Source organism: Streptomyces sp. 7N604 (assembly GCF_052245475.1).
Taxonomy (GTDB): Bacteria; Actinomycetota; Actinomycetes; order Streptomycetales; family Streptomycetaceae; genus Streptomyces.
In genome coordinates, this window is sequence record NZ_JBQQBX010000022.1 from 36,165 (window position 1) to 59,625 (window position 23,461).

Genomic DNA, 23,461 nt, shown 5'->3' on the forward strand with positions numbered 1-23,461 from the left:
TGGACGGGCCCAGACCGCGCTCTCGCAGTGCCACAGCCGCGAGGTGAAGGCGACCGTCGGCCAACAGACCGTCACGAATGGTGTAACACCCCGTCGATCCCGGCGAGGGCGGTGCCCAACACTGTCGGTACGAGGAACCGATCCCGCGCGCGCAGCCAGAGGACGGCAGTCGGCCCGACCGCCAGGCCCACGATGCTGCTCGGCAGCGTGGCCAGCTCGCGTGAATCGGCCCCCTGTGAAGTCGTCAAGACGACGTCGAAGAACTCGCGTCGTTCAGCCAGATACTGCGGGCGAATTCATCGCATTCCTCGATGTGCGCTGCCAGCCAGCCAGGGTCGTCGGAGACTGTTCGCAGCTGCAGGTCCACCCCGAACTCCTCCGACCGCCAGCCAAAGTTGACGGACATCATCAACGCACCTTCGCGCGATCCGAAGTAACGCAGTGATCGAAGGCCCTCTCCCATGCGTTCGGTGGTGAAGGGCTCCACCTCGACCGGACGGACCGGGCTCTCCTCGTCGGCTTGAACCGCCTCACGCAGACGTGCTGTGCGGTCTCCCTCGATGGGGACTTTGAGCGCGAAGAAGGGCAAGGGGATCCGGCGGGGGTCGGGCGCGTACAGAAACACCTGGTGCGCGGGGATCTTGCCGGGGATGCCTTCGGCGAGCATGGAGAGCCGCACGGCGAGGGCCTTGACATCGCGCCGTTTCGGCCGCTTCACGTGAAGCTTCCAGAGAAGCTCTGCCTGCTGGTGGGCCCATTCTTCAAGGTCCCCAGGGCGGTCCCATACCAGCGGCATCAACAGCCACTGCGAGGGATCCGAATCCGTCTCCACGAAGATCATGCGTAGCTCCATCGGAATGTGGTCATCACAGCGTCGAAGAGTTCCACGAGAACTTCGGCGAACTCGCTCTTCGGATCACCGTCAGCGATAGTGCTGAAACAGACCGTCACCCACTGTGGAGCACCGCTCCGCGGAACGGGGAGAACGTATTCGATGCGCCGTGAGGGGAACTCCACGTCTCGATCCGGGTCAGGCGGCGTGATTTTGTCCACGCGGATGCCATCGGAACCGTCGACGGTGATCGGCTCACTGTTCGTCGCGTCTGCCAGAAGTTGGGACACGATCTCATCGGTGCCGACACTGCCTCCGGGGCCCGAGAGCACCTCGGACACGACGAAGGAAGCCGCGATGTGCGTGCCGTGGATACGCTCCACCGGCAGGTAGAGCGTCAATCCGTCCGCCTTGCGCGCCTGCTTCACGGCCTTGCCGAGCTGCTTGATCAGCTCCAGGCGGGCCTTGATGACGTCGTCCTTCGGTATGTCCTCCGGCAGTTGGGCCACCGCCCCATCGACGATGCGCTTGACCGCTTCGTCCGCGCCGTTTCGCAGGGGAATCAGATCCCATCCCGGCGGAGGGATGAGGGTGTAGCCGACGGGAGGCGACCGTACATCCTCGAAAACGTCAGGCACTCCGGTTCCTTTCCACGATCGCGAAGCCCGCAACCAGCAGTGGAGTGATGAACGCGCCGACGACGCCCGGCCAGAAACCCGTCACCACTGCAGGCAGCACGAGCAGAAAGGAGACGGCCAGAGCATGGGTGAGACCCTCGGGCCGACGACCGTGCCACGGGTGCTGCACGAAGATCCACAGCACACCGAGAATTCCGGCGGACACCACGGCGCGCTCCAGCCAGACCCAGACAGGAACGAGGGATCTCGGGCTCACGATGGCCAACAGGAAATACACAATGATGAACACCGCCGGCACGATGACGCAGAGCCGTGCCGCTGCCACAACTCCGCCACCGAGGCGGTTCACCACCGAAGCGACCAGGGACCGGTTGGGAGGCATCAGTTCTTGACCTTCATTCGGGCGTGCGAGTGGAGCAGCTTTACCAGTGGGTATCGACCGGAGGCTTCCATGTGTTCCCCTTCCAGTCGTTGTAAGTCTCGCTGAACGGTTTGTCCGGAGTGCCGAACTCCTCGTGCGCGGCAGCGATGGCGTCGCTCTGACCGAACGTCTTGTCGATCACGTCGGCGCCGGTTCCGACGTACGCAGCACCGAGGGACAGTCCGTAACCGCCCCCAGCCGTCAGGCGAGTAGCCGCGGAAGCCGCGTCAGGGAACGCATCCGAGTTCTTGGCAATGTTGGCGTAGAGGCCCGCGGCCTCGTCATCACCCAGGTTGGCGACCTTGGCGAGCTTGCTGATCTGCGGCGGATCCATCGAGACCCTACCCGCGTCGTCAAGGATCTTCTTACGGATGAAGTGCCGAAGCTCCTTGGCGAACACCTTGGTCGCGTCGTCCGACGTCGTGGCGATGGTCCTGCCGAGCTCGTCCATGACGCGCGAGTGAGCGCGGATACCGTCCTTGAGCTTGGCGACCCGGGACAGCGCCGCCGCGCCCTTGGTCGTCGCATTCGCGCCCTTCAGCATGGCGACACCCAGACGCCCCATGCCCATCGTGACCAGGCCGATGGAATCCATGGCGACATCCATCCAGCTGGCGTCACCCGACGCCACGAGCAGGAGTCTTGTGCCGAAAACGATCAATCCGGCAACCAGGAGGAAGACGGCGATATTGAGCCCTGGGATGAACATGGCGATCACGCCCACGATCGTGGCGACCCAACCCAGAACATCGATCACGACCTTGATCCAGTCGGCGTTCTCGTGGACCCAGCCCTTGACGTCGTCCCACCAGCTGTCTTCGATGACGTCGTCAAGCTGGTCGCGGATCTTGCCCGCGTGGTGGCGGGCCCGTTCGTCGCGGTCTCCCTTGATGCGATCAAGCTGATCGCGATACTCCTGCAGCGGATCGTGTTCCGTGCCGCTTTCCGAAGGATTGGGCGTCTTTCCGTCGCCGGACGCCTTCTTGGCTCTGTCCGCGTCGACTTCGTCCTGCTTCTTCTTGGCGTTGGCCAGGACCCTGTCGGCCTCGCCCTGGAAGTCCTCGAGATCGTTCGCCCAGTTGGTCAGATGGCCGTGCACCCGCTCGTAGCGGCCGGCCACCTCGCGCAAGTGCTTCTCCAGTACCTCGGATTCTTCGCGAAGTTTGCCGGCGTACTTGCCCCTGAGCTCATTGTCGTCGCCGACGTCACGGAGCAGTCGGGCTTGCTCCCGGAGGGATTGCGCCACGCCCTTCATGTGCTTCACTTCGGAGCGGATTTCCTCCGGATCGCCCGGTATGGGATCGGAGTCGGCGAGTGGCTGCCAGTCGCGGGGGCGGTGCCTGGAGGATGCGGTCACTTCCTCTTCTTGCCCTTCCGCAGCTCCTTGGCCAGTTGGGCATCCTGGCCGGTAAATCCGTCGATGGTCGCCGTAATCAGCTTTCCGACCGAGTCGACGCTTTCCAGCATCTTCCCCCGATAGTCGTCCCAGTTGTCCACGAACTCATCCATGGCTTCCGTTATTTCACCACTGCCCCAGTACTGGCGCATGTCATCCTTGCGGTTGCCCAGGTTCTTGAGCTCCTTCTGTATGCCCTTGAGTCGTGACTCCGAGGCCACGAGGAGATCAACGTTGACGATGAGGTCCGAGTCGTCTGCCATGGGTTGTTTCAGTCTCCTGGGTCGTGCACCTTCAGCGAGGCTTCGGGCTCGGCCTTCGGGCTCGGCGGTTCACTGGCGCTCCCGGTTGGGCGAGTGTTGTCCTCAGCGAACTGACGCTATCCATGGGGCACATGGTTTCGCCAGCTCGAACCTTTGGACAAGAGCGGAGAGGCCAGGAGGAAGGCGGGTGAACCAGCCCTTGTTCTCGGTTACTTCGGTGAGCAGTTTGCCAACCCTGCGGCAACTGGGCTCCCCAGGCCCGGTCGCGTCGGGATGGCCCACGAGCGTCGTACTGGCGCCCTGGCCGATTGCCGCGGACCGTAGGGTTGGGACGGTCGGGCCGATGACGAGCGGACGGGGAGCGGGAGCATGAGCCGGTGGGTCGAGGCGCAGACGGTTGAGCGCGGGGGATTCCGGATTAACGTGCCGGAGTCGTGGTGGGAGTTCGACGTGCGGCCCGAGTCGCGGGACGACAGCATCCGGCAGATGGTCAACGAGCGCATCCGCGCCGTACCGGATATGGCCCCGCACCGCGATGTCCTGACCTCCTTCCTCCAGCGGTCCGCGCGCGAGGCGTGGGAGTCCGGGGCCGTCTACTGCGGTTGCATGGCGGAGAGTTTCGGCGGCGAGGTACCGATCACGGCTTCGGTCACCGTGTCCCTGGTCGGCGCCCGTACGTCCGACGGGACCGTCCTGCCCACCGACCCGGCCGCCATCGTCGGGCAGCTGAAGCCCAGGATCGCCAAGCGGGAGGGCGACGCCTGGCGGAAGGTCACGACGGTCGACATCCCCGAGGTCGGCATCGCCGCCCGCACGCACGGGATCGAGGACATCGAGATTCCTCCGGACAACCGGACCGTACGCGCTGTGCTGATGCAGACCTTCATCCCCCTCCCCGGTGAGGAGGGGAAGGTCGCCCTGGTGGCCGGAAGCAGCCAGGTCCTCGATCTCGCGGACTCCTTCTTCGACATCTTCGACGCCGTGACCTCCACCTTCCGCTTCGCGTAACGGCTGTCACTGCGGAGCCGGTACGCCAGGCGTAGCGTCATAGGGTTTGAGACCGTAGGTGGGCTACTACCGGGCTACCGCAGGGGGAGGTAATCGACATGGGTGGCAAAAAACCCGATTTCGCGATTCCGCTGAGCGAGCTGGAGGGCTTCGGCGGGCGGCTGAGGTCGATCAAGTCCCGGATGAACGGGACGAAGAAGATGTTCGAGGACTACCGCGAGGACATCGGGGACGGCGGAGTCGTCGACAAGCTCGAGGAATTCGAGTCCGGTTGGGAAGACGGCCGCGAGGACATCGGCCAACAGTTGGGGGGCCTGGCCGACATGGCCGACGCGGTCGTCCGCGAGGTCCGCAAGGTCGACCACGACCTGGAGAAAGAGCTCAAGAAGAACACCAAGAAGAACGAGAAACAGATCGGCAGTGGCAAGGGCGGCGGGACGGTCAAGGTAGGCGGGGACGGGGACGGCGGCAAGGACGGCGGCGGCAAAAGCGAGAAGTAGGGCACTCCTGCTTCATGAGAACCCTCGCCGTCTGTTGGCCGTTCGCCTGCCCGAAATGCATCAGGCCTGGCGGGAGCACCTCGCTGCCCGCGCCGCGGCACGTCCCGCCAGGCCGGGCGTCGCCACCATCCGCCGGCGCGTCGTACGCAGGAAGTCCCGCGCCCCGCGGCGACGCCTGAGCCCGTCTCCCGCGGCAACTCGATCCGCCCGGTCGCGTCTCTCCCTTCCCCCGTGACGTCCTCCCGAGAACGGCCGCGGGCCCGGCCCCGCGGCAGGTTTTTGCAGATTGCCGCGGCGCCGGGCCCGTACAACACATGAGGCCGAGACGGCCAAGTCGGCCGAGCGGGCCGTGACGGCCAGAAAGGCCGGAAGAGCTACTTCTTGAGGCCGCGCTCGAGTTCCGAGTCGAGGTTCCGGAAGGCCTCGGCGGCCTTGTCCAGGAACTGGGCCATGCCGTCCATGCCCTCGATGGTGTCCGTGGCGCCCTTGGTGAACTCTTCGTAGGACTGGTCGAACTGCTTCGACGCCTTTTCCGTGACGAAGCCGTCGTTGATGAGCTTCTTCACGTACTTCTCGGCAGCCTTCAGGTCCTTGTCGATGGCTTCCCGGTGCTTCCGAATCTTGTCGGCCGCGTCCTCCATGTCCTGGTAAGTGAGATTCACATCGCCCTTGCCCATAAGGCTCCCCTTCTTGTCAGATGTGCCGCAGGGCAGACCCCCGTGGCTACCGTGCTTCTCGTGATGCGGATTCGTGTGATGGTCCGCTCGGTAAGGCAGCTTACGGGTGAGGACACCGCCAACGCAGCCGCGGTTCCCGGGGCTTGGCATCCTCAGCCGTCCCCGGGAGCCGACAAGTCCGATAGGCCCCGTTGTCCGTCGGGCCCGTTGTCCATCGGGCCCGCAGGCCGGATATCGTCCCTTGTGCAGTGAGGTTCGCGTACCGGGGGAGCCTCGTACGACTCGAGGAGGTCGATCGTGCGCCTGACTCTGACCGTCGTGGATCCGCTCGGCGGTGCCGGCGCCGATGTCGTGCTCGATGCCGACCCCGAAGCGCAGATCGGCGACGTGGCGCGCGAACTGGCGCAGCAGGTGGGCGCGGCGGGCGCCGGCGGCCAGGCGGGTGGCGCCCAGATCATCCCGCTCCAGAGCCAGCGCGGCGTGGCCGGCGGCCCAAGCGGCCCCGGCGGCCCAGGTGGTGGCACGGGCGGCCGAGGCGGCGCCTCCGTAGCGCCGCTGGTGTACGTCGACGGGTACGCGCTCGACCCCTCCCTCAGCGTCGCCGGTTCCCCGCTGCGCGAAGGCGCGGTGATCAGCCTCAACGACCCGGCCGGGTGCCTGCCCGGCGAGCCCGCGGGCCTGGTCGAGCTGCGCGTCGTGAGCGGCCCCGAGGCCGGTTCCGTCCACCGGCTCGGCATCGGCCGGTACGAGATAGGCCGGGGCACCGCGGCCTACATCCGGATCGACGACCCCGAACTGCCCGACCGCGCGCTGGTCCTGTCCGTCGCCGCCGACGGCACCTGCCAGGTCGCCCAGCCCACCGGAGCCGGGGCCGGGACGCGAGCGTCCCAAGGCACCCGAGCATCCCAGGGTGCCCGCGGATCCCAAGGGACCCAGGCCTCCCAGAAGCTGACCCTCGACGGCAAGGAGCTGGAGGGCGACAAGGCCGACTGGCCACTGGGCGGGCAGATAGGCGTCGGCAACACCCTCCTCGAAATCGTCCGCTACGCACCCCCGAACGCCGCGCTGAAGTGGTCCGAAGACGGCGCGGGCCTGGACTACAACCGCCCGCCGCGGCTGCGGCCCCCGGACCGTACGACGAGGTTCCGGCTGCCCAGCCCGCCCCGCGAGCACGAAGCGCGCCCGCTGCCCTGGCTGATGGCGTTCATGCCCCTGGTCGCCGCGGTGACCATGGCCATGCTCATGGACCGCTGGTACTACCTGATCATGGCCGTGATGAGCCCGATCATGCTCTTCGCCAACTACTTCATGGACAAGAAGCACGGGCGCAAGTCGCATGCCAAACAGGTCGCGGAGTACAAGGAACACAAGGCGCGCATCGAGAAGGACGCCCAGGACGCACTCGTGGCCGAGCGGCTCGACCGCCGGGCCGCCATGCCGGACCCCGCCACCGTCCTGACCCTCGGCACCGGCCCCCGCACCCGGCTGTGGGAGCGGCGCCGCACCGACCTGGACCACCTGCTGCTCCGCGTGGGCACCGGGCAGCTGCCCTCGGAGGTCGTGCTCGACGACCCCGAGCAGGACGACCACCGCCGCGAGGTCACCTGGAAGATCGAGGACGCCCCGGTCGCGCTGCCCCTGCGCAAGCTCGGCGTCGTCGGCCTCGCCGGCCCCGGTGACTCCGCTCGCGCCCTCGGCCGCTGGGCCGTGGCCCAGATCGCGGCCCTGCACAGCCCGGTGGATGTGCAGTTCTACGTGCTCACGGAGGGCTCGGCCCGGGACAGTTGGGACTGGATGCGCTGGCTGCCGCACGCCCGCCCCTCCAGCGGGCAGGACGCCAACGCCCTGATCGGTACGGATGCCGAAACCGTCGCGGCCCGCGTCGGCGAGCTGACCCAGCTCCTGGACGCCCGCCAGAAGGCGGCGAAGGAGTCGGGCGGGCGCAACGCCGGCTTCTCCGACCCCGACATCGTGGTCGTCTGGGACGGCTCGCGGCGGCTCCGCTCGATGCCCGGTGTCGTACGGCTGCTCCGCGAGGGCCCGGCCGTGGCGATGTACGCGGTGTGCCTCGACGACGAGGAGCGGTTCCTGCCGGGTGAGTGCCAGGCCTTCGTGATCGCCGAGCCCAAGCCCGAAGACCTGTCCCGCCCCGACGCCCGTACCGAACCGGCCCAGGCCGGCCAGGCCGTGCAGGCGGGCGGCTTCCCGTCCTTCCAGGCCTGGCACCCCGGCGCGCCCGGCGCCTCCGGGCACACCGACGCCGTGCTCGCCGCCCCCCTGCTCCGGCTGCGTGTCGAGCAGACCGGCGCCGAGACCGTGAAGAGCGTGCGGCCGGACTTCGTCTCCCCCGCCTGGTGCTCGCGGCTCGCCCGCTCGCTGTCCCCGCTGCGCGACATCAGCGGGGAGAGCGAGGACGCTGGACTGCCCGGCGCCAGCCGCCTGCTGGACGTCATCGAGATGGAGCCGCCGACCGGTGACGCGGTCGCGGCCCGCTGGCGACTCGGCGGCCAGTCGACGATGGCCGTGATCGGCGAGTCGTACGACGGCCCCTTCGGCATCGACATCCGCAGGGACGGCCCGCACGGCCTCATCGCCGGTACCACCGGCTCCGGTAAGTCCGAGCTGCTGCAGACCATCGTCGCCTCGCTCGCGGTCGCCAACACCCCCGAGTCGATGACCTTCGTCCTCGTCGACTACAAGGGCGGCTCCGCCTTCAAGGACTGTGTCCAACTGCCGCACACCGTCGGCATGGTGACCGACCTCGACGCGCACCTCGTCGAGCGGGCCCTGGAATCCCTGGGCGCCGAGCTCAAGCGGCGCGAGCACATCCTCGCCGACGTCGGGGCCAAGGACATCGAGGACTACCAGGACCTGGTGCGCCGCGACCCGTCGAACCAGCCGCTCCCCCGGCTCCTCATCGTCATCGACGAATTCGCGTCCATGGTCCGCGACCTGCCCGACTTCGTCACCGGCCTGGTCAACATCGCGCAGCGAGGCCGTTCGCTGGGCATTCACCTGCTGCTCGCGACCCAGCGGCCGAGCGGTGTGGTCTCCCCCGAGATCCGGGCCAACACCAACCTGCGCATCGCGCTCCGCGTGACCGACGGCAGCGAGTCGACCGACGTCATCGACGCGCCCGACGCCGGCCACATCTCCAAGTCCACGCCGGGCCGGGCGTACGTACGCCTCGGCCACGCCTCGCTCGTGCCCTTCCAGTCCGGCCGCGTCGGCGGCCGCCGCCCTGGCGCGGCGGACCCGCAGACCGAGGCGCCGTGGTCCGGCCGTCTCGACTGGCAGGACCTGGGGCGTGCCGCGCTCAAGCGCCCCAAGGCGGCCGCCCGCGAGGAAGAAGAGATCACCGACCTCAAGGTCCTGGTCGACGCCGTCCGGGAGGCCAACGAGCGCCTCGCCATCCCGGCGCAGCACAGCCCGTGGCTTCCGGCCCTCGACACCACCCTGCTGCTGGAGGACATCCCGGCGGTACGGGGCGCGGGCACGCTGGCCCCGGCCCCGTACGGCATCGAGGACCTGCCCGCCGACCAGGCACGCCGCCCCGTCGCACTCGACTTCGCGACGTTCGGCCACCTGATGATCGGCGGCGCCCCGCGCAGCGGCCGCTCCCAGGTGCTGCGGACCATCGCCGGCTCGCTGGCCCGTACGCACTCGGTCGCGGACGTCCACATCTACGGCATCGACTGCGGCAACGGCGCCCTCAACGCGCTGACCCGGCTGCCGCACTGCGGCGCGGTCGTGGGGCGCGCGCAGACCGAGCGGGCCACCCGGCTGATCAGCCGGCTGTCCGGTGAACTCACACGCCGTCAGGAGCTGCTCGCCGCGGACGGCTTCGCCGACATCGGCGAGCAGCGCGCCGCGGTCGCAGAAGAGCAGCGGCTGCCGCACATCGTGCTGTTCCTCGACCGCTGGGAGGGCTGGCTGCCGACGCTGGGCGAACTCGGCCACGGGGAGCTGACGGACGAGCTGATGGCCATCATGCGGGAGGGCGCGAGCGTCGGCATCCACGCGGTGATCACGGGTGACCGCCAGCTGCTCCTGGGCCGCATCGCCACGCTGACCGAGGAGAAGTACGCGCTGCGGCTCGCGGACCGCTCGGACTTCTCGATGATCGGCGTCAACGCGCGGAAGGTGCCCGAGGAGATCCCGCCGGGCAGGGCCTTCAAGAACGAGTCCGGCATCGAGACGCAGTTCGCGCTCCTCGCCCCGGACGACTCGGGGCAGGGGCAGGCCGCCGCGCTGGCCGCCATCGGCGAGACGGCGACCGCGCGCGACGCCGGACTGCCGCGCTCCCGGCGGCCGTTCCGGGTCGACGTACTGCCCAGCCGGATCTCGTTCCAGGACGCGTGGGAACTGCGCGACGTCGAGACGGCGCGGTCCCCGCTGTGGGGCCTGGTCGGTGTCGGCGGCGACGAACTCACCGCCTTCGGGCCCGATCTCGCCCAGGGAATTCCGGCCTTCGTCATCGCTGGACCCGCGAAGTCGGGCCGCAGCACCGTCCTGCTGAACCTCGCCCGCTCCTACCTCGAGCAGGGGACACGCGTGGTGCTGGCCGCCCCGCGGCCGTCGCCGCTGCGCGAACTCGAGGGCCGTGACGGCGTACTGAAGGTGTTCACGGGTGAGGACATCGAGGAGGACGAGATGGCCGAGGTGCTGAGTTCGGCCAGCCGTGAGACGCCGGTGGTGGTGCTGATCGACGACGGGGAGATGCTGGACGACTGCGACGCCGGCGACGAGTTGAAGAGGATCCTCACGCGGGGCGGCGACAGCGGCCTGGGACTGGTGCTCGCGGGCGACGAGGAGGAGGTCTGCTCGGGATTCCGCGGCTGGCAGGTCGAGGCGAAGAAGGCGCGGCGCGGGGTGCTGCTCTCGCCACAGGACTCCTCGAGCGGTGACCTGATCGGCATCCGGACCACCCGCCAGATGGTGGGCGACCCGGTCGCCCCCGGCAAGGGGCTCCTGCACCTCGGAAGCGGCGAGGCGTTCACGGTGACGACGCCGATGTAGGCGCCCTGAGTGAGGGGTTGTGAACTGGTGTGGGACGAGTGTGTTTTAGCCAGCGCGAGTACGCATCAGCGAGTCTTTGATCACGGATTGCCGTGTGCATGAGCGTGATCGAGGTGGTTGTCGGTGGTGGCCGGTAGGTTCGAGGTCGTCACGATGAAGGGAGGCGGGCGGATGCCGCAAAAGGCGAGCATGCAACGGCAGTTGCGGTCCATCATTGCTTCCTTTGTTGCTCCGGGGCCGTCGGGTGTGGCGGTACGCGGTCGACTCAAGGGCCTGACCGTCGAGGATGAGAGGGTCCTTACCCTGGTCGGTCAGCATCTGGGAATGCTCGCCTCGCGCGATCTCAAGGCCCGTTGTGCTGATGGCCTGGGCCACGACAACGACAAGTGGGCCGCGCGGAAACGGGCGCTGACCAAGGAGTCGTCCTCTCGGCAGGCCGGTGCGATCACCAAAGCGACCCACGATCAGTGGGCCCTCGCCCGGCGTTGCCTGGCCGCCTACATCGCAAATCTTGAAGCCGGCATCAAGACGCTGCGGCACCGCCTGTCCCTCCCCGTCGGAGAGCGCGGCAGCAGGCGCGTACCGGGCGGCTACCGGTCCAAGAGCGAGTGGTTCCACAAGTCCCGCCGACTCGCGACGCTGGAGGCCAGGCACGCTGCCGCCGTGGCCGACTGGGAGGCCGGACGTGTCCGCGTGGTGCGGGGCGGGCGGCGCCTGCTCAACACCCGACACCACCTCGCCGAAGCCCAGCTCACCGAGGAGCATTGGCGTGCTCGGTGGGAAGCCGAGCGGTTCTTCCTTGCTGCTGACGGCGAGTCCGGGAAGCGGTTCGGGAACGAGACGATCCGCGTGACCCCCAACGGAGAGGTCAGCATCAAGCTGCCCGCACCGCTCGCGCACCTGGCCAACGCCAAGCACGGCCGGTACGTCCTCGCCTCCCCCATCACGTTCGCGCACCGGGGCGAGGAATGGGCCGACCGGATCGAAGCGAACCGGGCCGTGGCCTACCGCATCCACTACGACGCAGAACGTGACCGCTGGTATGCAACCGCCTCTTGGCAGCGCACCACCGTGCAGACGATTCCCCTGGACGCCGCCCTGGCCTCCGGCTGCATCGGCGTGGACACCAACGACGATCACCTCGCCGCCTGGCGCTTGGATATCCACGGCAACCCGATGGGCGAGCCGCACCGCTTCTTCTACGACCTGTCCGGAGCGGCTAAGCGCCGCGACGCGCAGATCCGCCACGCCCTCACTCGTTTGCTCCACTGGACTGAACAGGTCGGAGTCAAGGCCATCGCGGTTGAGGACCTGGACTTCGACGCCGAGAAGACCCGAGAGAAACACGGCCGACGCAAGAGGTTCCGGCATTTGATCTCCCGTTTCCCCACCGCCAAGCTCAAGGACCGGCTCATCTCGATGGCCGCCGAGCAGAACATCGCGGTCGTCGCGGTCGATCCCGCCTACACCAGCATGTGGGGCGGCCAGCATTGGCAGAAGCCGCTCGCTACCCCCACACGTAAGACCACCCGTCACGATGCCGCGAGCATCGCGATCGGGCGACGCGCCCTCGGGCATCCGATCCGGCGACGGACGGCACCGCCCCTACACGACCGGAGCGATCGTGCAGGGCATCGGACCGTCCAGGCCGGACCAGACACCCAAGGGCGTGACGGAAACCGCCCACCTGCCACGGACCGCGCCCCCGGAGGGTCGACGCCGAACAGGAAGAGAAAGCGGGGACCGAGTACGCCCAACACCGTTCGGGGCGTGCGCAGCGAGCAAGGACTTACTCCTGCTCACTGATGAGGAACGGTTGCTCTCAATGCGATCACAAACACTGCCCGTGCCCTGACCGACCTCATACCGTGATGCGTTACGTACCCCCACGGACTCAGGAGCAGCAGACGTGACTCCCCGCCATCTGACGGCCGCAGCGGCGCTTGCCGCCTGTGCGGCCATCCTTCTCAGCGGCTGCGGCGGCAGCGACGACGGCAAGACCAAGGACGGCGACGAGATCGCCGGGGCACAGAGGGAGGGGTCCGCCTCACCATCCGCCTCCACCTCGGACGGCGCCGAGCGCCCGAAGATCACGCTCCCGAAGGACGACGTTCTGGTCTTCGAAGGCGGCAAGACAGGCGACGCCAAGAAGGATGCGGTTCTCGCCGACAACGAGCAGCGTCTGCGCGCCATCGACGCCGCCATCATCAAGGGTGATCCGGACTTCGAGCCGGTGCAGTTCTACTCGACAGGCGATGCTGCTACCACAGCAACCAAGTCAATCCAGAGCTACCTGGACGACGGCCTTTCAGTGACGGGCATCGTTCGCTTCTTCGACCGCGAGGTGGCCTTCCGCGGAGACGGTTCAGCCCGGCTGACCTACTGCAGCGACGAGACCAAGGGATTCGCAAAGGAGCGCAAGACCGGCAAGGTCCTCAAGACGGAAGCCGACAAGGACTCCTACGTCTTCTACGACACCCGGCTCGATCGCAACAAGCAGGGCGTGTGGCAGACCAGCGGAGTCACTTCCAAGAGGGGGGCGGACGAGTGCCGGCCGTAGTGCGATCGACGCGAAACGGCCTGACTGTCATAGCCGTCGCGCTTCTGGCGCTCGCTCCCGCTGACGCGTATGCAAAGCGGCCTGGCGGGGACAAGGACGAGGGGAGCACCCAGCAGTCAGGCAAGAAGCAGGGCAATGAACTCGTCTCCAAGGTCCGCAACGCCTGAGCAGCTCAAGAAGCAGCACGAGGAGACCAAGAACCTCCCCCACGCGAGCGGCCTGGGCGAAGCGATCCAGATGTTCGAGAGGCGTTACGTCGAAGGGCACCCGTACACGAACTACAACCTCGCCAAGAAGGGCAAGGGCATGTGGTGGGATCGTGCCGCCCTTCCTTATGAGGAAGGCGGCGACATCTTCGCCTGCATGGATCCGATCTTCTGGGTGGACAACGGCCAGCCACCGAAGGTGAAGAACGCCGTCACGCCCAAGGTGCTCGCTGAGCTCGCCTACTCCAAGATCCGGGTCCCCGACACCGAAGTCGAGCTTTCCCCGAAGGCCGAACAGAAGGTCAACCTGCCCACGTGGGCCTGGCTGGACAAGGCGGATTTCAAGCCGGTATCCGTCACGGCGTCCCTTCCCGAGCTGAATATCGCGGCAACGACAACCGCCACACCCGTCTCGTTGAAGCTCGAGCCGGGTACGAAGGACGCCGAGTTGCTCCCTGCTTCCGGAGAGTGCGAGATCGGCAAGGACGGCAGGATCGGCGCTCCTTACGAGAAGGGCTCGGGCGACAAGACGCCGCCGTGCGGCCTGACGTACTTGCGCGCCACGAATGGCGAGCCGTACCAGTTCAAGGCGACGGTCACCTGGGAGATCAACTGGACCGGCACGGGCGGAGCCGGCGGCGACCTGCCGGACGGAACCTTCGGCACCACTCAGGACGTCGTTGTCCAGGAGGTGCAGGCGATCAACCGCTGAGGGGGCGGCCGCTGAGGTGGCCACGATGTTGTGCGCCACGGTCAAGTGGCGTATGACATCCATGGGTTACGGCCTGCGGCAGGAAGGCCGTCTGTATCCTCACGCTACGCGGCGGATCGTTTCATGCGTGCGAGCGTTGCTCGTGCACCGTGACTGGCTGTTGGCATGACGGGGGTTGTTCGGGGTGGGGTATCGGCCGACGGATTGGCATGTCCTTGACCTGGAGTCGGATCCGGTTCCGGGGGATCCGGAGCGGGTCAAGGGTCTGGCGCGGAGGCTGCATGCGTTCGCCGACGATGTCGGGGACGCGCTGCGGCAGATCAAGGGCATGGCCGAGGATGACGCGCTGCTGAAGTGGGCGGGGAAGTCGGCTGACGCGTTCACGTCCGAGTTCGAGGATGTTCCGAAGAACCTGCGGAAGCTGAAGAAGTCCTACGACTTGGCCGGGGATGCGCTGGCGGCGTACTGGCCGGAGTTGGAGAAGGCGCAGGACGATTCGAAGCGGGCGCTGGAGAAGGGGCGGGAGGCGCGGCGGGATCTGTCGACGGCCAACACCCGGCTGGAGTCGGTGAACGACTGGGTGGATCGGGCGGGGAAGAAGGCCAAGGAGTACGAGGACTCGGGCAAGAAGAAGGATGTCCCGCCGCCGGATGAGAAGGAGGTCCGGGCGGCTACCCGTAACCACACCCAGGCCCAGGAGTCCCAGCGCGACGCGCAGACCGCGGTCGACAACGCCCAGTCGGCTCTGGACGCGGCGAAGAAGATGGCCGCGGATGCCAAGAAGCTGCGTGAGGACGCGGCGACGAAGGCGAAGAAGAAGCTGGAAGAGGCCTCCGACGCGGGTATTCAGAACCGTAGTTGGTGGGAGGAGGCGGTCGACTGGGTCTCGGACAACTGGGACACCATTGTCGCGGTCTGCAAGGTCGTCGTCGCGATCGTCGGCATCATCGCCATGATCATCGGCGGCCCGATCCTCGGCGCGATCGTCCTGATCGCCGCCCTCGTCGTCCTCGCCGACACCCTCCACAAATACGCCAACGGCGAGGCCACGCTGTGGGACGTGGCCTTCGCGGCGCTGGACTGCATCCCCGGCATGAAGGGCCTGACCACCCTCGGAGGACTCGCCAAGGGCCTCAAGAGCCTCGGCAAGGTCGGTCTGAAGGGCATGGCCATGGGCGTCAAGGGCCTGGGCACGCGCATGCAGGGTCTGGGCCGGCAGATGAAGAACCTCTTCACCTGCGGCGACCCGATCGACATGGCCACTGGCCAGATGGTGATGTCCGTCCCGGACATCTCACTGCCGGGCGTCCTGCCCCTTGTCGTTGAACGCAGCCATCGCACTGGCGTAAAGGCGGGGCGCTGGTTCGGGGCGAGCTGGACATCCACCCTCGACCAGCGGCTTCTGATCGACGGCGAGGGTATCCGGTTCGTCGGCGACGACGGCACCGTGCTGTACTACGCCATTCCGGAAGCCGACGAGCCGATGAGGCCGATCGTCGGCCCCAACTGGCCTCTGAGCTGGGATGGCACCCCGGACGGTGAAATCACGGTCCGGCAGCCGGAGAACGGCACAACCCTGCGGTTCCAGAGGGTGCCGAGTGGGCGCACCGCGGAGCTGCCGCTGGTCGGCGTCGAAGACCGCAATGGCAACACCATCGATATCCAGTACGCCGCCGACGGCTCCCCGTCGGAGCTGGTCCACCACGGCGGGTACCGACTGGGTATCACCACGGCATCGGGCCGCGTCACCGCCCTCACTCTGCTCAACGCCCCTGAGCAGCCCCGCCTAGTGGCGTACGAGTACGACGAGCAGGGCCGCCTTGTCGGCGTCACCGACTCGTCCTCGGTATCCCAGCGCTACGGCTACGACGATCGACAGCGGCTCACCGGCTGGCAGAGCAGGAACGGCGACTGGTACCGCTACGCGTACGACGACGTCGACCGATGTGTCCGGACAGGCGGCGTGGACGGCGTCCTCGCCTACTCCTACACGTACGACGACGAGACGCGCACCACCGTCGCGACCGACTCCCTCGGCCACACCATCACGTACCGCTTCGACGAGGCCTACCGCCCCGTCACCGAGACCGACCCCCTCGGCCACACCACCGCGCGCACCTGGGACGACGGCGGCCACCTGGTGACCCTCACCGATCCGCTGGGCCGTACCACCCGCTTCAGCCATGACGCGGCGGGCAATGTCACGGAGATCGTCCGTCCCGACGGCGGTGTTGTCGTCAAGGAGTACAACGAGCTGGACCTGGTCACCAAGGTGACGCAGCCGGACGGCAGTTCCTGGGAGTCGGTCTATGACGACCGGGGCAACCGTGTGGCCGTGATCGATCCGCTCGGTGGTACGACGTCCTACACCTTCGACGAGCGCGGCGGCCTCACCAGCATCACCGATGCCCTCGGAAACCTGCAGCAGACCGTCGTCAACGACGACGCCGGACTGGTCATCGGCACCTCGGACGCGCTGAGCGCGCGCAGTTCTTTCGTACGTGACGCCTTCGGCCGTATAACCGAACTCACGGATCCCTTCGGGGCGGTCACGCGCGTCGGGTGGACCTTGGAGGGTCAGGTCTCGTGGCGGGAGCTGCCGAACGGGACCGTCGAGCGCTGGTCGTACGACGTCGAGGGCAACCCGCTCGAGTACCGGTCGTCCAACGGCCGCCATATCACGTACGAGAACACCCAATTCGATCTCTGCTCCGTGCGCGAGAACGAGGACGGGACGCTGGAGCGCTTCGTCTACGACACCGAGCTGCGACTGCGCAGTGTCACCAACGGGTCGGGTCAGACCTGGAGTTACGAATACGACCCCGTGGGCCGCCTGGTCGCCGAGACGGACTTCAACGGCCGTGCGCTGACGTACCGCTACGACGCAGCGGGCCAGCTGATCGAGCGAACCAATGGCGCGGGCCAGGTCACGGCCTTCGGCCACGACGCACTCGGCAACATCATCGCCATGGACGCCGACGGCGCCACGACGACATACGACTACGACCTGCTCGGCAGGCTTGTCCACGCACGCAACGCCGATGTCGAACTCGGTATCGAGCACGACGGCATGGGGCGTGTCGTCGGGGAGCGGTGGAACGGGCAGGAGGTCCGTTCCGAGTACGACATCACCGGGCGCCGGACCGCGCGCAGAACGCCGAGCGGGGCAGTCACCCGCTGGACGTACGAGCCCGCGCGGCGTTCGCTGGTGCAGCGAATAGGGCAGCACGACGTCACCTTCCAGTACGACGTCGCGGGCCGCGAGATCGAGCGCGTGCTCAGCGAGGCTACGCGCCTGACCCACGAGTGGGACGCGGACCGGCTGCGCACGACACAGCGGCTGACAGCCGGGGGCAGCGGCGGCGACGTACGGGAACGCACCTTCGTCCACCGCGCCGACGGCGCGCTCACCGGGATATCCGACCTGCGCCACGGTGAGCGGTCCTTCGAATTCGACCGGGCCGGGCGGGTGACCGCCGCGCGGGGTGGTCCCGGCTGGGATGAGACGTATCAGTACGACGACCTCGGCAACCTCACGGGCTTCGCCACGTCGGCGCCGGTGCGCGACGAGGAGACCGGCCCCGGCGACCGCGCGTACTCCGGCACTCTCCTCCAACGGGCGGGCCGCACCTTCTACCGCCACGACGGGCAGGGCCGGGTGGTCAGGCGGGTTACGAAGCTGCTGTCCGGCGGTCGGCGCGAGTGGCGCTACACATGGAACGCCGAGGACCAACTCACGGATGTCCTCACTCCGGACGGTCGTCACTGGCATTACGTGTACGACCCGTTGGGGCGGCGCGTGGCGAAGCAGTTACTCGGGGACGATGGCGCGACCGTGCTTGAGCAGGTGTCCTTCTTCTGGGACGGCGATCAGCTCGTCGAGCAGACGGACGGGTTCGTCAGCACGTCGTGGGACTGGAACGACGGGCACGTACCGGTCGGCCAGCGCGTCCGCACGCTCCGTACGGATGCTTCACAGGACGAGTTCGACGAGCGTTTCTACGCGATCGTCACCGATCTCATCGGGACGCCGACAGAACTGGTCGACGCGGATGGCCATGTCGTGTGGGCGCAGTCGTCGACGCTGTGGGGCGTTCCCACCGGGTTGGTCGGCGACGACCGTGCTGCCGGTGATCGCGTCGACTGCCCGCTGCGTTTTCCGGGCCAGTACTTCGACGCGGAAACCGGGCTGCACTACAACCACCACCGCTACTACGAGCCCGGTACGGCGCGCTATCTGAGCCCCGACCCCTTGGGGCGGACGCCCGCGCCGAATCATTACGCGTATGTAAAGAATCCGCTGCAGTGGAAGGACCCGCTGGGGCTCAAGGCGCCCTGCATGGTGGATCTCTACCACGGGACGCTCGGCCACCATGCGGACAACATCATGAAGAACGGAATCGACATGAATTCCTCCACGCGCAACATGGACTTCGGAAGGGGCGGCTTCTACGTCACCAATGACCCGAGGCAAGCCATCGATTGGGCCAACAAGCTCGTGGAACGGAAGGGCGGCGTACCGGCGGTGATCCACTTCCGTGTCCCCAAGGCCGAGCTGGACAACCTGAGCAGCAGGATATTCAATGGCCCAGGCGATGACGTGGCCGAATTCATCCGCCACCACCGGAATGGCGGCGCAATGCACAACTACGACATGGTGGAGGGCCCGATGCTGACCAATCTCAAGGGCTTCCTGAAGCGCGGCGAACCCGCCGACCTCGTAGGCCACCAAATTGCTATATTCGGGGACAGAGCAGCCGAACTGTTCTCCAATTCCATCCATAGGCGAGTAGGACCCCCGACATCATGACCGCAGAATTCCTGATGCGCCTCGACGAGGGCATGCTTGAATACTTTCGCGATATGACCAACGAAATGGTCGAGCGCTTCGAGATCCCCCGCGCGGAGGCGGTGGCGAGGATCAACGAGAGGTACCGCAACTCGAAGATCTCTCCTTACCCAGACCTCATGTGCCACGAGTTCCCGGAATTCTGGGCTTACGGCGTCTACTACTACCCCAACGACGAAGGACAGCTCCCGTCCGGCGAAGAGGACGAGGACTTCGACCTCTCCACCTTGCAAATCCGGCCGGCTCCGCCGAAGGACTCCCCCGTCTGGACCCTCAAGGAAGAGGACGATGGCTGACCGGATCACGGCTCCCGAGGACGCGTGAGGCGGGCTGGATGTCAAGGGCGACGGGGGTGATACCAGAAGTTGGGTGAGAAACTCCCTCCGGACTGGTCCACGTTGACCGACCGCGTCTTGCGGAAGGCCGGGTGTTATCCCGGCTGTTCAGTACCCACTGTGACGGGGGAAAGCATCCTGCGTGAGCGCGGCGGCTTCGAGATCCACGAAGCGGCACGGTTCCTCTCCGAGTTCGACGGTGTGGGGACCCACGGGTGGCCACCGGACCCGGTCACGGCCCAGTGGCCGTTCGGGCTCAATCTCCTCACGGCCGAGTGGGACAACGAGACCTTTGCGGGGCTCAGCTGGAGGCAACGTACCCAGCCATATTCTCATCGAAGCCGTAGATGACTTCGGCTGGTCGTTCAGAGACAGGATTCCCAACCTATAGAAAGGCGCAAGAGTCGTGAACGACACGGCCGACGAGAACCACTTGGACGATCTGCGAAGCCTCACCGCCCTCTGCCCACCACCCGTGGATGCCGAACCACCAACCCCCATCCAACGGGAGAAAGCGGCGCGGGCGATTCCCGCCAGTCACAGCAGCCTGATCCGCACATACGGCACTGGCTGCTTCGATGAATTCTTGTGGGTCTTCGCGGATGGCGCCGAGAACAGACACCTTGACATCAGCGCCTGCACCAATGAGACGCAATCAATTCTTCGGGGCAAGCAGGCTCCCAGGCTTCGCGAGATCCTGAACGAATACAATGCCGCCCCCGATGACCTTGTGCAGTGGGGAGTGACCGATAACGGCGACTTGCTGACGTGGATTCCCATCGGAGATCCTGACAGATGGCCAACCCTTGCGCTGCAGGCCGGTCTGCTTGATTTCGCCATCTCGCCGAGAAGCTCGACGGGGGTCGTGCTCGATCTGCTCGCCGGAGCACTGCGCATCCGGTTCTTTCCTTACGACTTCCCGAGCAGTCACCCGGGGTTCTCGACAAACCCCTACGCGTAGAGAGACAGGGACGCGAGCGTGGATGCACCGGCACGGGCGGCGCGGGGCGGCAGGGGTTGCGCCCTGAGCCGGCCCTACGGCCCCCGCCGGATCGCCGCGTAAATCACCCGCAGCGTCAGGATCGCGCTCACCGCCAGCAGGTTGTAGCCGAGCAGTGGGAAGAGCTCCAGGTTCGAGGTGACGTGCGGGCCCCGGCCCGTGCCGAGGGCCAGGAGGAAGACGGCCATCAGGCCCGTGCCCGCGGCCAGGAGGGTCACCAGGAGTTGGTGGACCAGGCCCGCGATGAAGCGGCGGTCGCGGTCGTCCGCCAGCAGGCGGACGCGGGCGGTCAGGCGGCCCTGCTCCAGGGACGTCGTGATGCGTTCCGCGCGGCGCGGCATGCGGCGCAGCATCGGGAGCAGGGGAAGGAGTTCCTGGGCGACCGCGCGGGTCAGGGCGGCACCGTCCAGGGGCTGTGCGTTCCACGCGGGGTCCTCGTACGCCTCGTCGGCGTACGGAGTCCCGGTCCACGTCGCGTACGTCCGGGTGGCCCGCGATGCCAGACGGGCCGCCGGGGCGGCGGCCAGGCGCTCCGTCACGAGTGCCGTCGCCTCCCGGCGCGCCTCCGCCACCAGGTCGAAGCGCGGTGAGATGCGCGTCAGCGTGCCCTCCAGGGTCGCCAGGGCGCGGAAGACGGCGGCGACCTCCGGTGGGACGGTGAGCCCGAAGCGGGTGAGCAGCCGGAAGAGGGCCGTGAAGGTCTGCGCGTCGGGGCGGCTCGACGGGCCCAGGTGGCGGGCCATGAAGCGGCCCAGTTCGCGCTCCAGCAGCAGGGCGTCGAGCGCCGGCCCGTCGTCGGCGGCGTCACCGTCGCCAGCGCCGACACCAGCGCCGGCGCCGCGGCCGTCCGGCCGCGGGCCCAGGAGTTCGAGCACCGCATCGCACATGCCCGCCGGGTCGCCGCGGTCGACGGCCAGGAGCAGGTACTGGATGGCGTCCCGCACGGTCGCGTCGATGCGGCCCACCGAGCCGAAGTCCAGCAGGCCGATACGGGGGGCCTGCCCGTCTCCGTACTGCCCGTCTCCGTACTGCCCGTCTCCGTACTGCCCGCCACCGTAATGCCCGTCGCCGTAATGCCCGTCGCCGTACTGATCGTCATCGCCGTGCCGCTTCCCGTCGGCCGCGAGCAGCAGGATGTTGCCGGGATGCGGGTCGGCGTGGAAGACGCCGTCGCGCATGATCTGACGGAGCATCGCGCCCAGCACCGTACGGGCGAGCGCGTCCCGGTCCAGGCCGCGGGCGTCGGCGTCGGCGCCCGCGCGCTCCAGCGTCACGCCGTCCAGCCACTCCTGGACCATCACCCGCGCCGACGAGAGCTCGTGGTGCACGGCCGGTACGCGTACGGGCGCGTCCTGCGCACGCCCGTCCCCGGCCGCCGCGACCGCGTCCGCGTTGCGCGCCTCGATACGGAAGTCCAGCTCCTCGCGGACGGCGATCGCGAAGCCGTCCGCCAAGTCCCGTAGCCCCAGGCCCTGTACGGAGCGGGCGCGGACGTGCAGGCCCTGGGCCATCGCCAGGACGATGTCGAGGTCGCGCTCGACGGACTCGCGGATTCCGGGGCGTTGGACCTTGACGACGACCGTCGAGCCGTCGCGCAGGGTCGCGCGGTGGACCTGTGCGATGGAGGCGGCGGCGAGCGGCTCGTGGTCGAAGTCCGCGAAGACGTCGGCGAGGGGGGCGCGGAGCTCTTCGCGCAGTACGGCCTCGACTTCGCTCCAGGGCGCGGGCGGTACGTCGCTCTGCAGGCGGCTCAGCTCCTCGACGATGTGCGGGGGCAGCACGTCGCGGCGCGTGGACAGGACCTGGCCGAGCTTGATGAAGGTACCGCCGCACTCTTCGAGGGCGAGGCGCAGTGAGCGGGCGGCCTCGCGGCCCGCCTCATCGGCGACGGCGGCCCGGTCGAGGCCGGCGCGGCCGCGGACGTAACGGCCGAGGCCGTGGCGCATGAAGATCCGGCTGATCTGGGAGTAGCGGCGGGCCCGGGTGAGCCTGCCGCGTACGGCACGCGCCCACTGCACCGGGCGCGGCCAACTGCCGGACGGCACCAGGATCTCGACGAGGACGAGCACCGCCATCGCGGCGAGGAGGGAGACGGTGAGCGAGACGGTGAAGAGGGCGGCGCGGCTGTCGGTGTCGTGGAGGGACTGGTTGAACAGCTGAAAGGCGGTCATGCCGGCGGCGCAGGCGATGAGCGTGCGCAGGAAGCCGATACGGATGCCGAGGAGGCGTCGGGCGCCGGCCGAGATGCCCGTGAAGAAGATGGCGACGGTGAGGAGGACGGCGAGGGTGGTGAGGAGATAGTGGGCGGCGTGATCAATGGCGTTGGCGGCGGAGACGGTCGCGGTGGCCACGGTGGTTACGGTGGTTACGGCGTCGGGGGCCGCGGAGGCGACATGGGTCGCGGCGGTTGCGGCCGCGCTCGCTGCGGTCTCGGTGGTGGTGGCGCCGGCGGCGGCCTGCGGTAGCGCCTGCGGCGGCAGCAGCAGCGGCATCGTCGGGGGTCCCCCTGCGGGGGAGGCAGCGGCGGCGGATGTCGGGGTCCGGCCGCCGGGGCCTCCACGTCGTCGGAATGCCACCGGAGCCTAGGGCATCCGCCGCCGCGCCCGCGCAGCCGTGCGGCCTCCTGCCTGCCCGCACCCCGCGCGATGAACCCGGCCTCAAGCCGAGGATCGCGGTCCCCCACCACCCGCCAGTTGCTGCGGAACGCCCTCCGCCAGGTCGAAGATTGCCCGCGAGGCGGCGGGCTGCGCGCCGGGGTACAGTCCGCAGCCCGGCCCAGCCCGGCCCAGCCCGGCAGCATCCAACCACGCGCGCGACATACCCGCTCCACGCGCTCCTCGGATCAGCGGCCCCAAAACGCGCTGGTTACGCCAGCCCATACGGCCATCGGTCCGAGGCGGTCGGGCTCCCGCCAAGCGCCGCGCCGACGGACCCGGCTCGACCTGACGGACCCATGTGCGGCGCGCAGTGGCCGGGCCTTCGGCACGAGGACGGCTCCCCACCACCGACCCGGCCGTTCCGTGGAATCCCTCCGCCGGGTCGGTG

At 68.0% G+C, this 23,461-nt stretch carries 18 protein-coding genes; 10 read left to right on the forward strand and 8 right to left on the reverse strand.

Going from position 1 to position 23,461, the window contains the following annotated elements:
• Positions 1–71 precede the first annotated feature (71 nt).
• From ACTWP8_RS23965 to ACTWP8_RS23990, 6 genes are read right to left on the reverse strand one after another with little or no spacing between them, the layout of a single operon-like run.
• Positions 72–248 (reverse strand): hypothetical protein, encoded by a 177-nt coding sequence (locus ACTWP8_RS23965; RefSeq protein WP_443324193.1) that lies wholly within the window; start codon positions 246–248, stop codon positions 72–74.
• Complete coding sequence (locus tag ACTWP8_RS23970; protein ID WP_443324194.1) at positions 245–841, reverse strand: hypothetical protein; 597 nt, start codon at positions 839–841, stop codon at positions 245–247. The genes ACTWP8_RS23965 and ACTWP8_RS23970 overlap by 4 nt, the downstream gene beginning before the upstream one ends.
• Entirely contained in the window at positions 838–1,470 is a 633-nt protein-coding gene (locus ACTWP8_RS23975; RefSeq protein WP_443324195.1) for a hypothetical protein, read from the reverse strand. Before ACTWP8_RS23975 ends, ACTWP8_RS23970 begins: the two co-directional genes overlap by 4 nt.
• A complete protein-coding gene (locus ACTWP8_RS23980) occupies positions 1,463–1,852 on the reverse strand; it encodes a hypothetical protein (RefSeq protein WP_443324196.1) in 390 nt (129 codons plus the stop codon). The genes ACTWP8_RS23975 and ACTWP8_RS23980 overlap by 8 nt, the downstream gene beginning before the upstream one ends.
• 40 nt (positions 1,853–1,892) lie before the next feature.
• On the reverse strand, positions 1,893–3,248 hold the full coding sequence (locus ACTWP8_RS23985) for a putative T7SS-secreted protein (protein ID WP_443324197.1): 1,356 nt from the start codon (positions 3,246–3,248) through the stop codon (positions 1,893–1,895).
• Positions 3,245–3,550: a hypothetical protein gene (locus ACTWP8_RS23990; protein WP_443324198.1), complete on the reverse strand. Its 306-nt coding sequence runs from the start codon at positions 3,548–3,550 to the stop codon at positions 3,245–3,247. The genes ACTWP8_RS23985 and ACTWP8_RS23990 overlap by 4 nt, the downstream gene beginning before the upstream one ends.
• Positions 3,551–3,919: 369 nt before the next feature.
• On the opposite strand from ACTWP8_RS23990, the gene ACTWP8_RS23995 reads away from it, so the two are divergent.
• Together ACTWP8_RS23995 and ACTWP8_RS24000 are read left to right on the forward strand one after the other, a co-directional pair.
• Complete coding sequence (locus ACTWP8_RS23995) at positions 3,920–4,558, forward strand: hypothetical protein (protein WP_443324199.1); 639 nt, start codon at positions 3,920–3,922, stop codon at positions 4,556–4,558.
• 98 nt (positions 4,559–4,656) lie between these two features.
• Positions 4,657–5,058 carry a hypothetical protein gene (locus ACTWP8_RS24000; RefSeq protein ID WP_443324200.1) on the forward strand — a complete coding sequence of 134 codons (402 nt, stop codon included), beginning with the start codon at positions 4,657–4,659 and terminating at the stop codon, positions 5,056–5,058.
• A gap of 374 nt (positions 5,059–5,432) precedes the next feature.
• Here ACTWP8_RS24000 and ACTWP8_RS24005 read toward each other — a convergent pair whose 3' ends face one another.
• A complete protein-coding gene (locus ACTWP8_RS24005) occupies positions 5,433–5,735 on the reverse strand; it encodes a WXG100 family type VII secretion target (protein ID WP_360845747.1) in 303 nt (100 codons plus the stop codon).
• A gap of 297 nt (positions 5,736–6,032) precedes the next feature.
• Here ACTWP8_RS24005 and ACTWP8_RS24010 point away from each other — a divergent pair, with 297 nt between their 5' ends.
• From ACTWP8_RS24010 to ACTWP8_RS24045, 8 genes are all read left to right on the forward strand, one after another.
• On the forward strand, positions 6,033–10,754 hold the full coding sequence (locus ACTWP8_RS24010) for an FtsK/SpoIIIE domain-containing protein (protein WP_443324201.1): 4,722 nt from the start codon (positions 6,033–6,035) through the stop codon (positions 10,752–10,754).
• A 189-nt stretch (positions 10,755–10,943) separates the two neighbouring features.
• Positions 10,944–12,560 (forward strand): IS200/IS605 family accessory protein TnpB-related protein, encoded by a 1,617-nt coding sequence (locus ACTWP8_RS24015; RefSeq protein WP_443324270.1) that lies wholly within the window; start codon positions 10,944–10,946, stop codon positions 12,558–12,560.
• A gap of 103 nt (positions 12,561–12,663) precedes the next feature.
• On the forward strand, positions 12,664–13,314 hold the full coding sequence (locus tag ACTWP8_RS24020) for a hypothetical protein (RefSeq protein WP_443324202.1): 651 nt from the start codon (positions 12,664–12,666) through the stop codon (positions 13,312–13,314).
• Positions 13,314–13,481 (forward strand): hypothetical protein, encoded by a 168-nt coding sequence (locus tag ACTWP8_RS24025; protein WP_443324203.1) that lies wholly within the window; start codon positions 13,314–13,316, stop codon positions 13,479–13,481. The genes ACTWP8_RS24020 and ACTWP8_RS24025 overlap by 1 nt, the downstream gene beginning before the upstream one ends.
• On the forward strand, positions 13,450–14,232 hold the full coding sequence (locus ACTWP8_RS24030; protein ID WP_443324204.1) for a hypothetical protein: 783 nt from the start codon (positions 13,450–13,452) through the stop codon (positions 14,230–14,232). The genes ACTWP8_RS24025 and ACTWP8_RS24030 overlap by 32 nt, the downstream gene beginning before the upstream one ends.
• 184 nt (positions 14,233–14,416) lie before the next feature.
• Complete coding sequence (locus ACTWP8_RS24035; RefSeq protein ID WP_443324205.1) at positions 14,417–19,042, forward strand: RHS repeat-associated core domain-containing protein; 4,626 nt, start codon at positions 14,417–14,419, stop codon at positions 19,040–19,042.
• The gene (locus ACTWP8_RS24040; protein ID WP_443324206.1) at positions 19,039–19,377 is read left to right on the forward strand and encodes a hypothetical protein; all 339 of its coding nucleotides are present in this window, start codon (positions 19,039–19,041) and stop codon (positions 19,375–19,377) included. Before ACTWP8_RS24035 ends, ACTWP8_RS24040 begins: the two co-directional genes overlap by 4 nt.
• Before the next feature lie 445 nt (positions 19,378–19,822).
• The gene (locus ACTWP8_RS24045; RefSeq protein ID WP_443324207.1) at positions 19,823–20,377 is read left to right on the forward strand and encodes a hypothetical protein; all 555 of its coding nucleotides are present in this window, start codon (positions 19,823–19,825) and stop codon (positions 20,375–20,377) included.
• Positions 20,378–20,451: 74 nt separating this feature from the next.
• On the opposite strand, the gene ACTWP8_RS24050 is transcribed toward ACTWP8_RS24045, so the two are convergent.
• The gene (locus tag ACTWP8_RS24050; RefSeq protein ID WP_443324208.1) at positions 20,452–22,908 is read right to left on the reverse strand and encodes an ABC1 kinase family protein; all 2,457 of its coding nucleotides are present in this window, start codon (positions 22,906–22,908) and stop codon (positions 20,452–20,454) included.
• Positions 22,909–23,461: the final 553 nt, after the last annotated feature.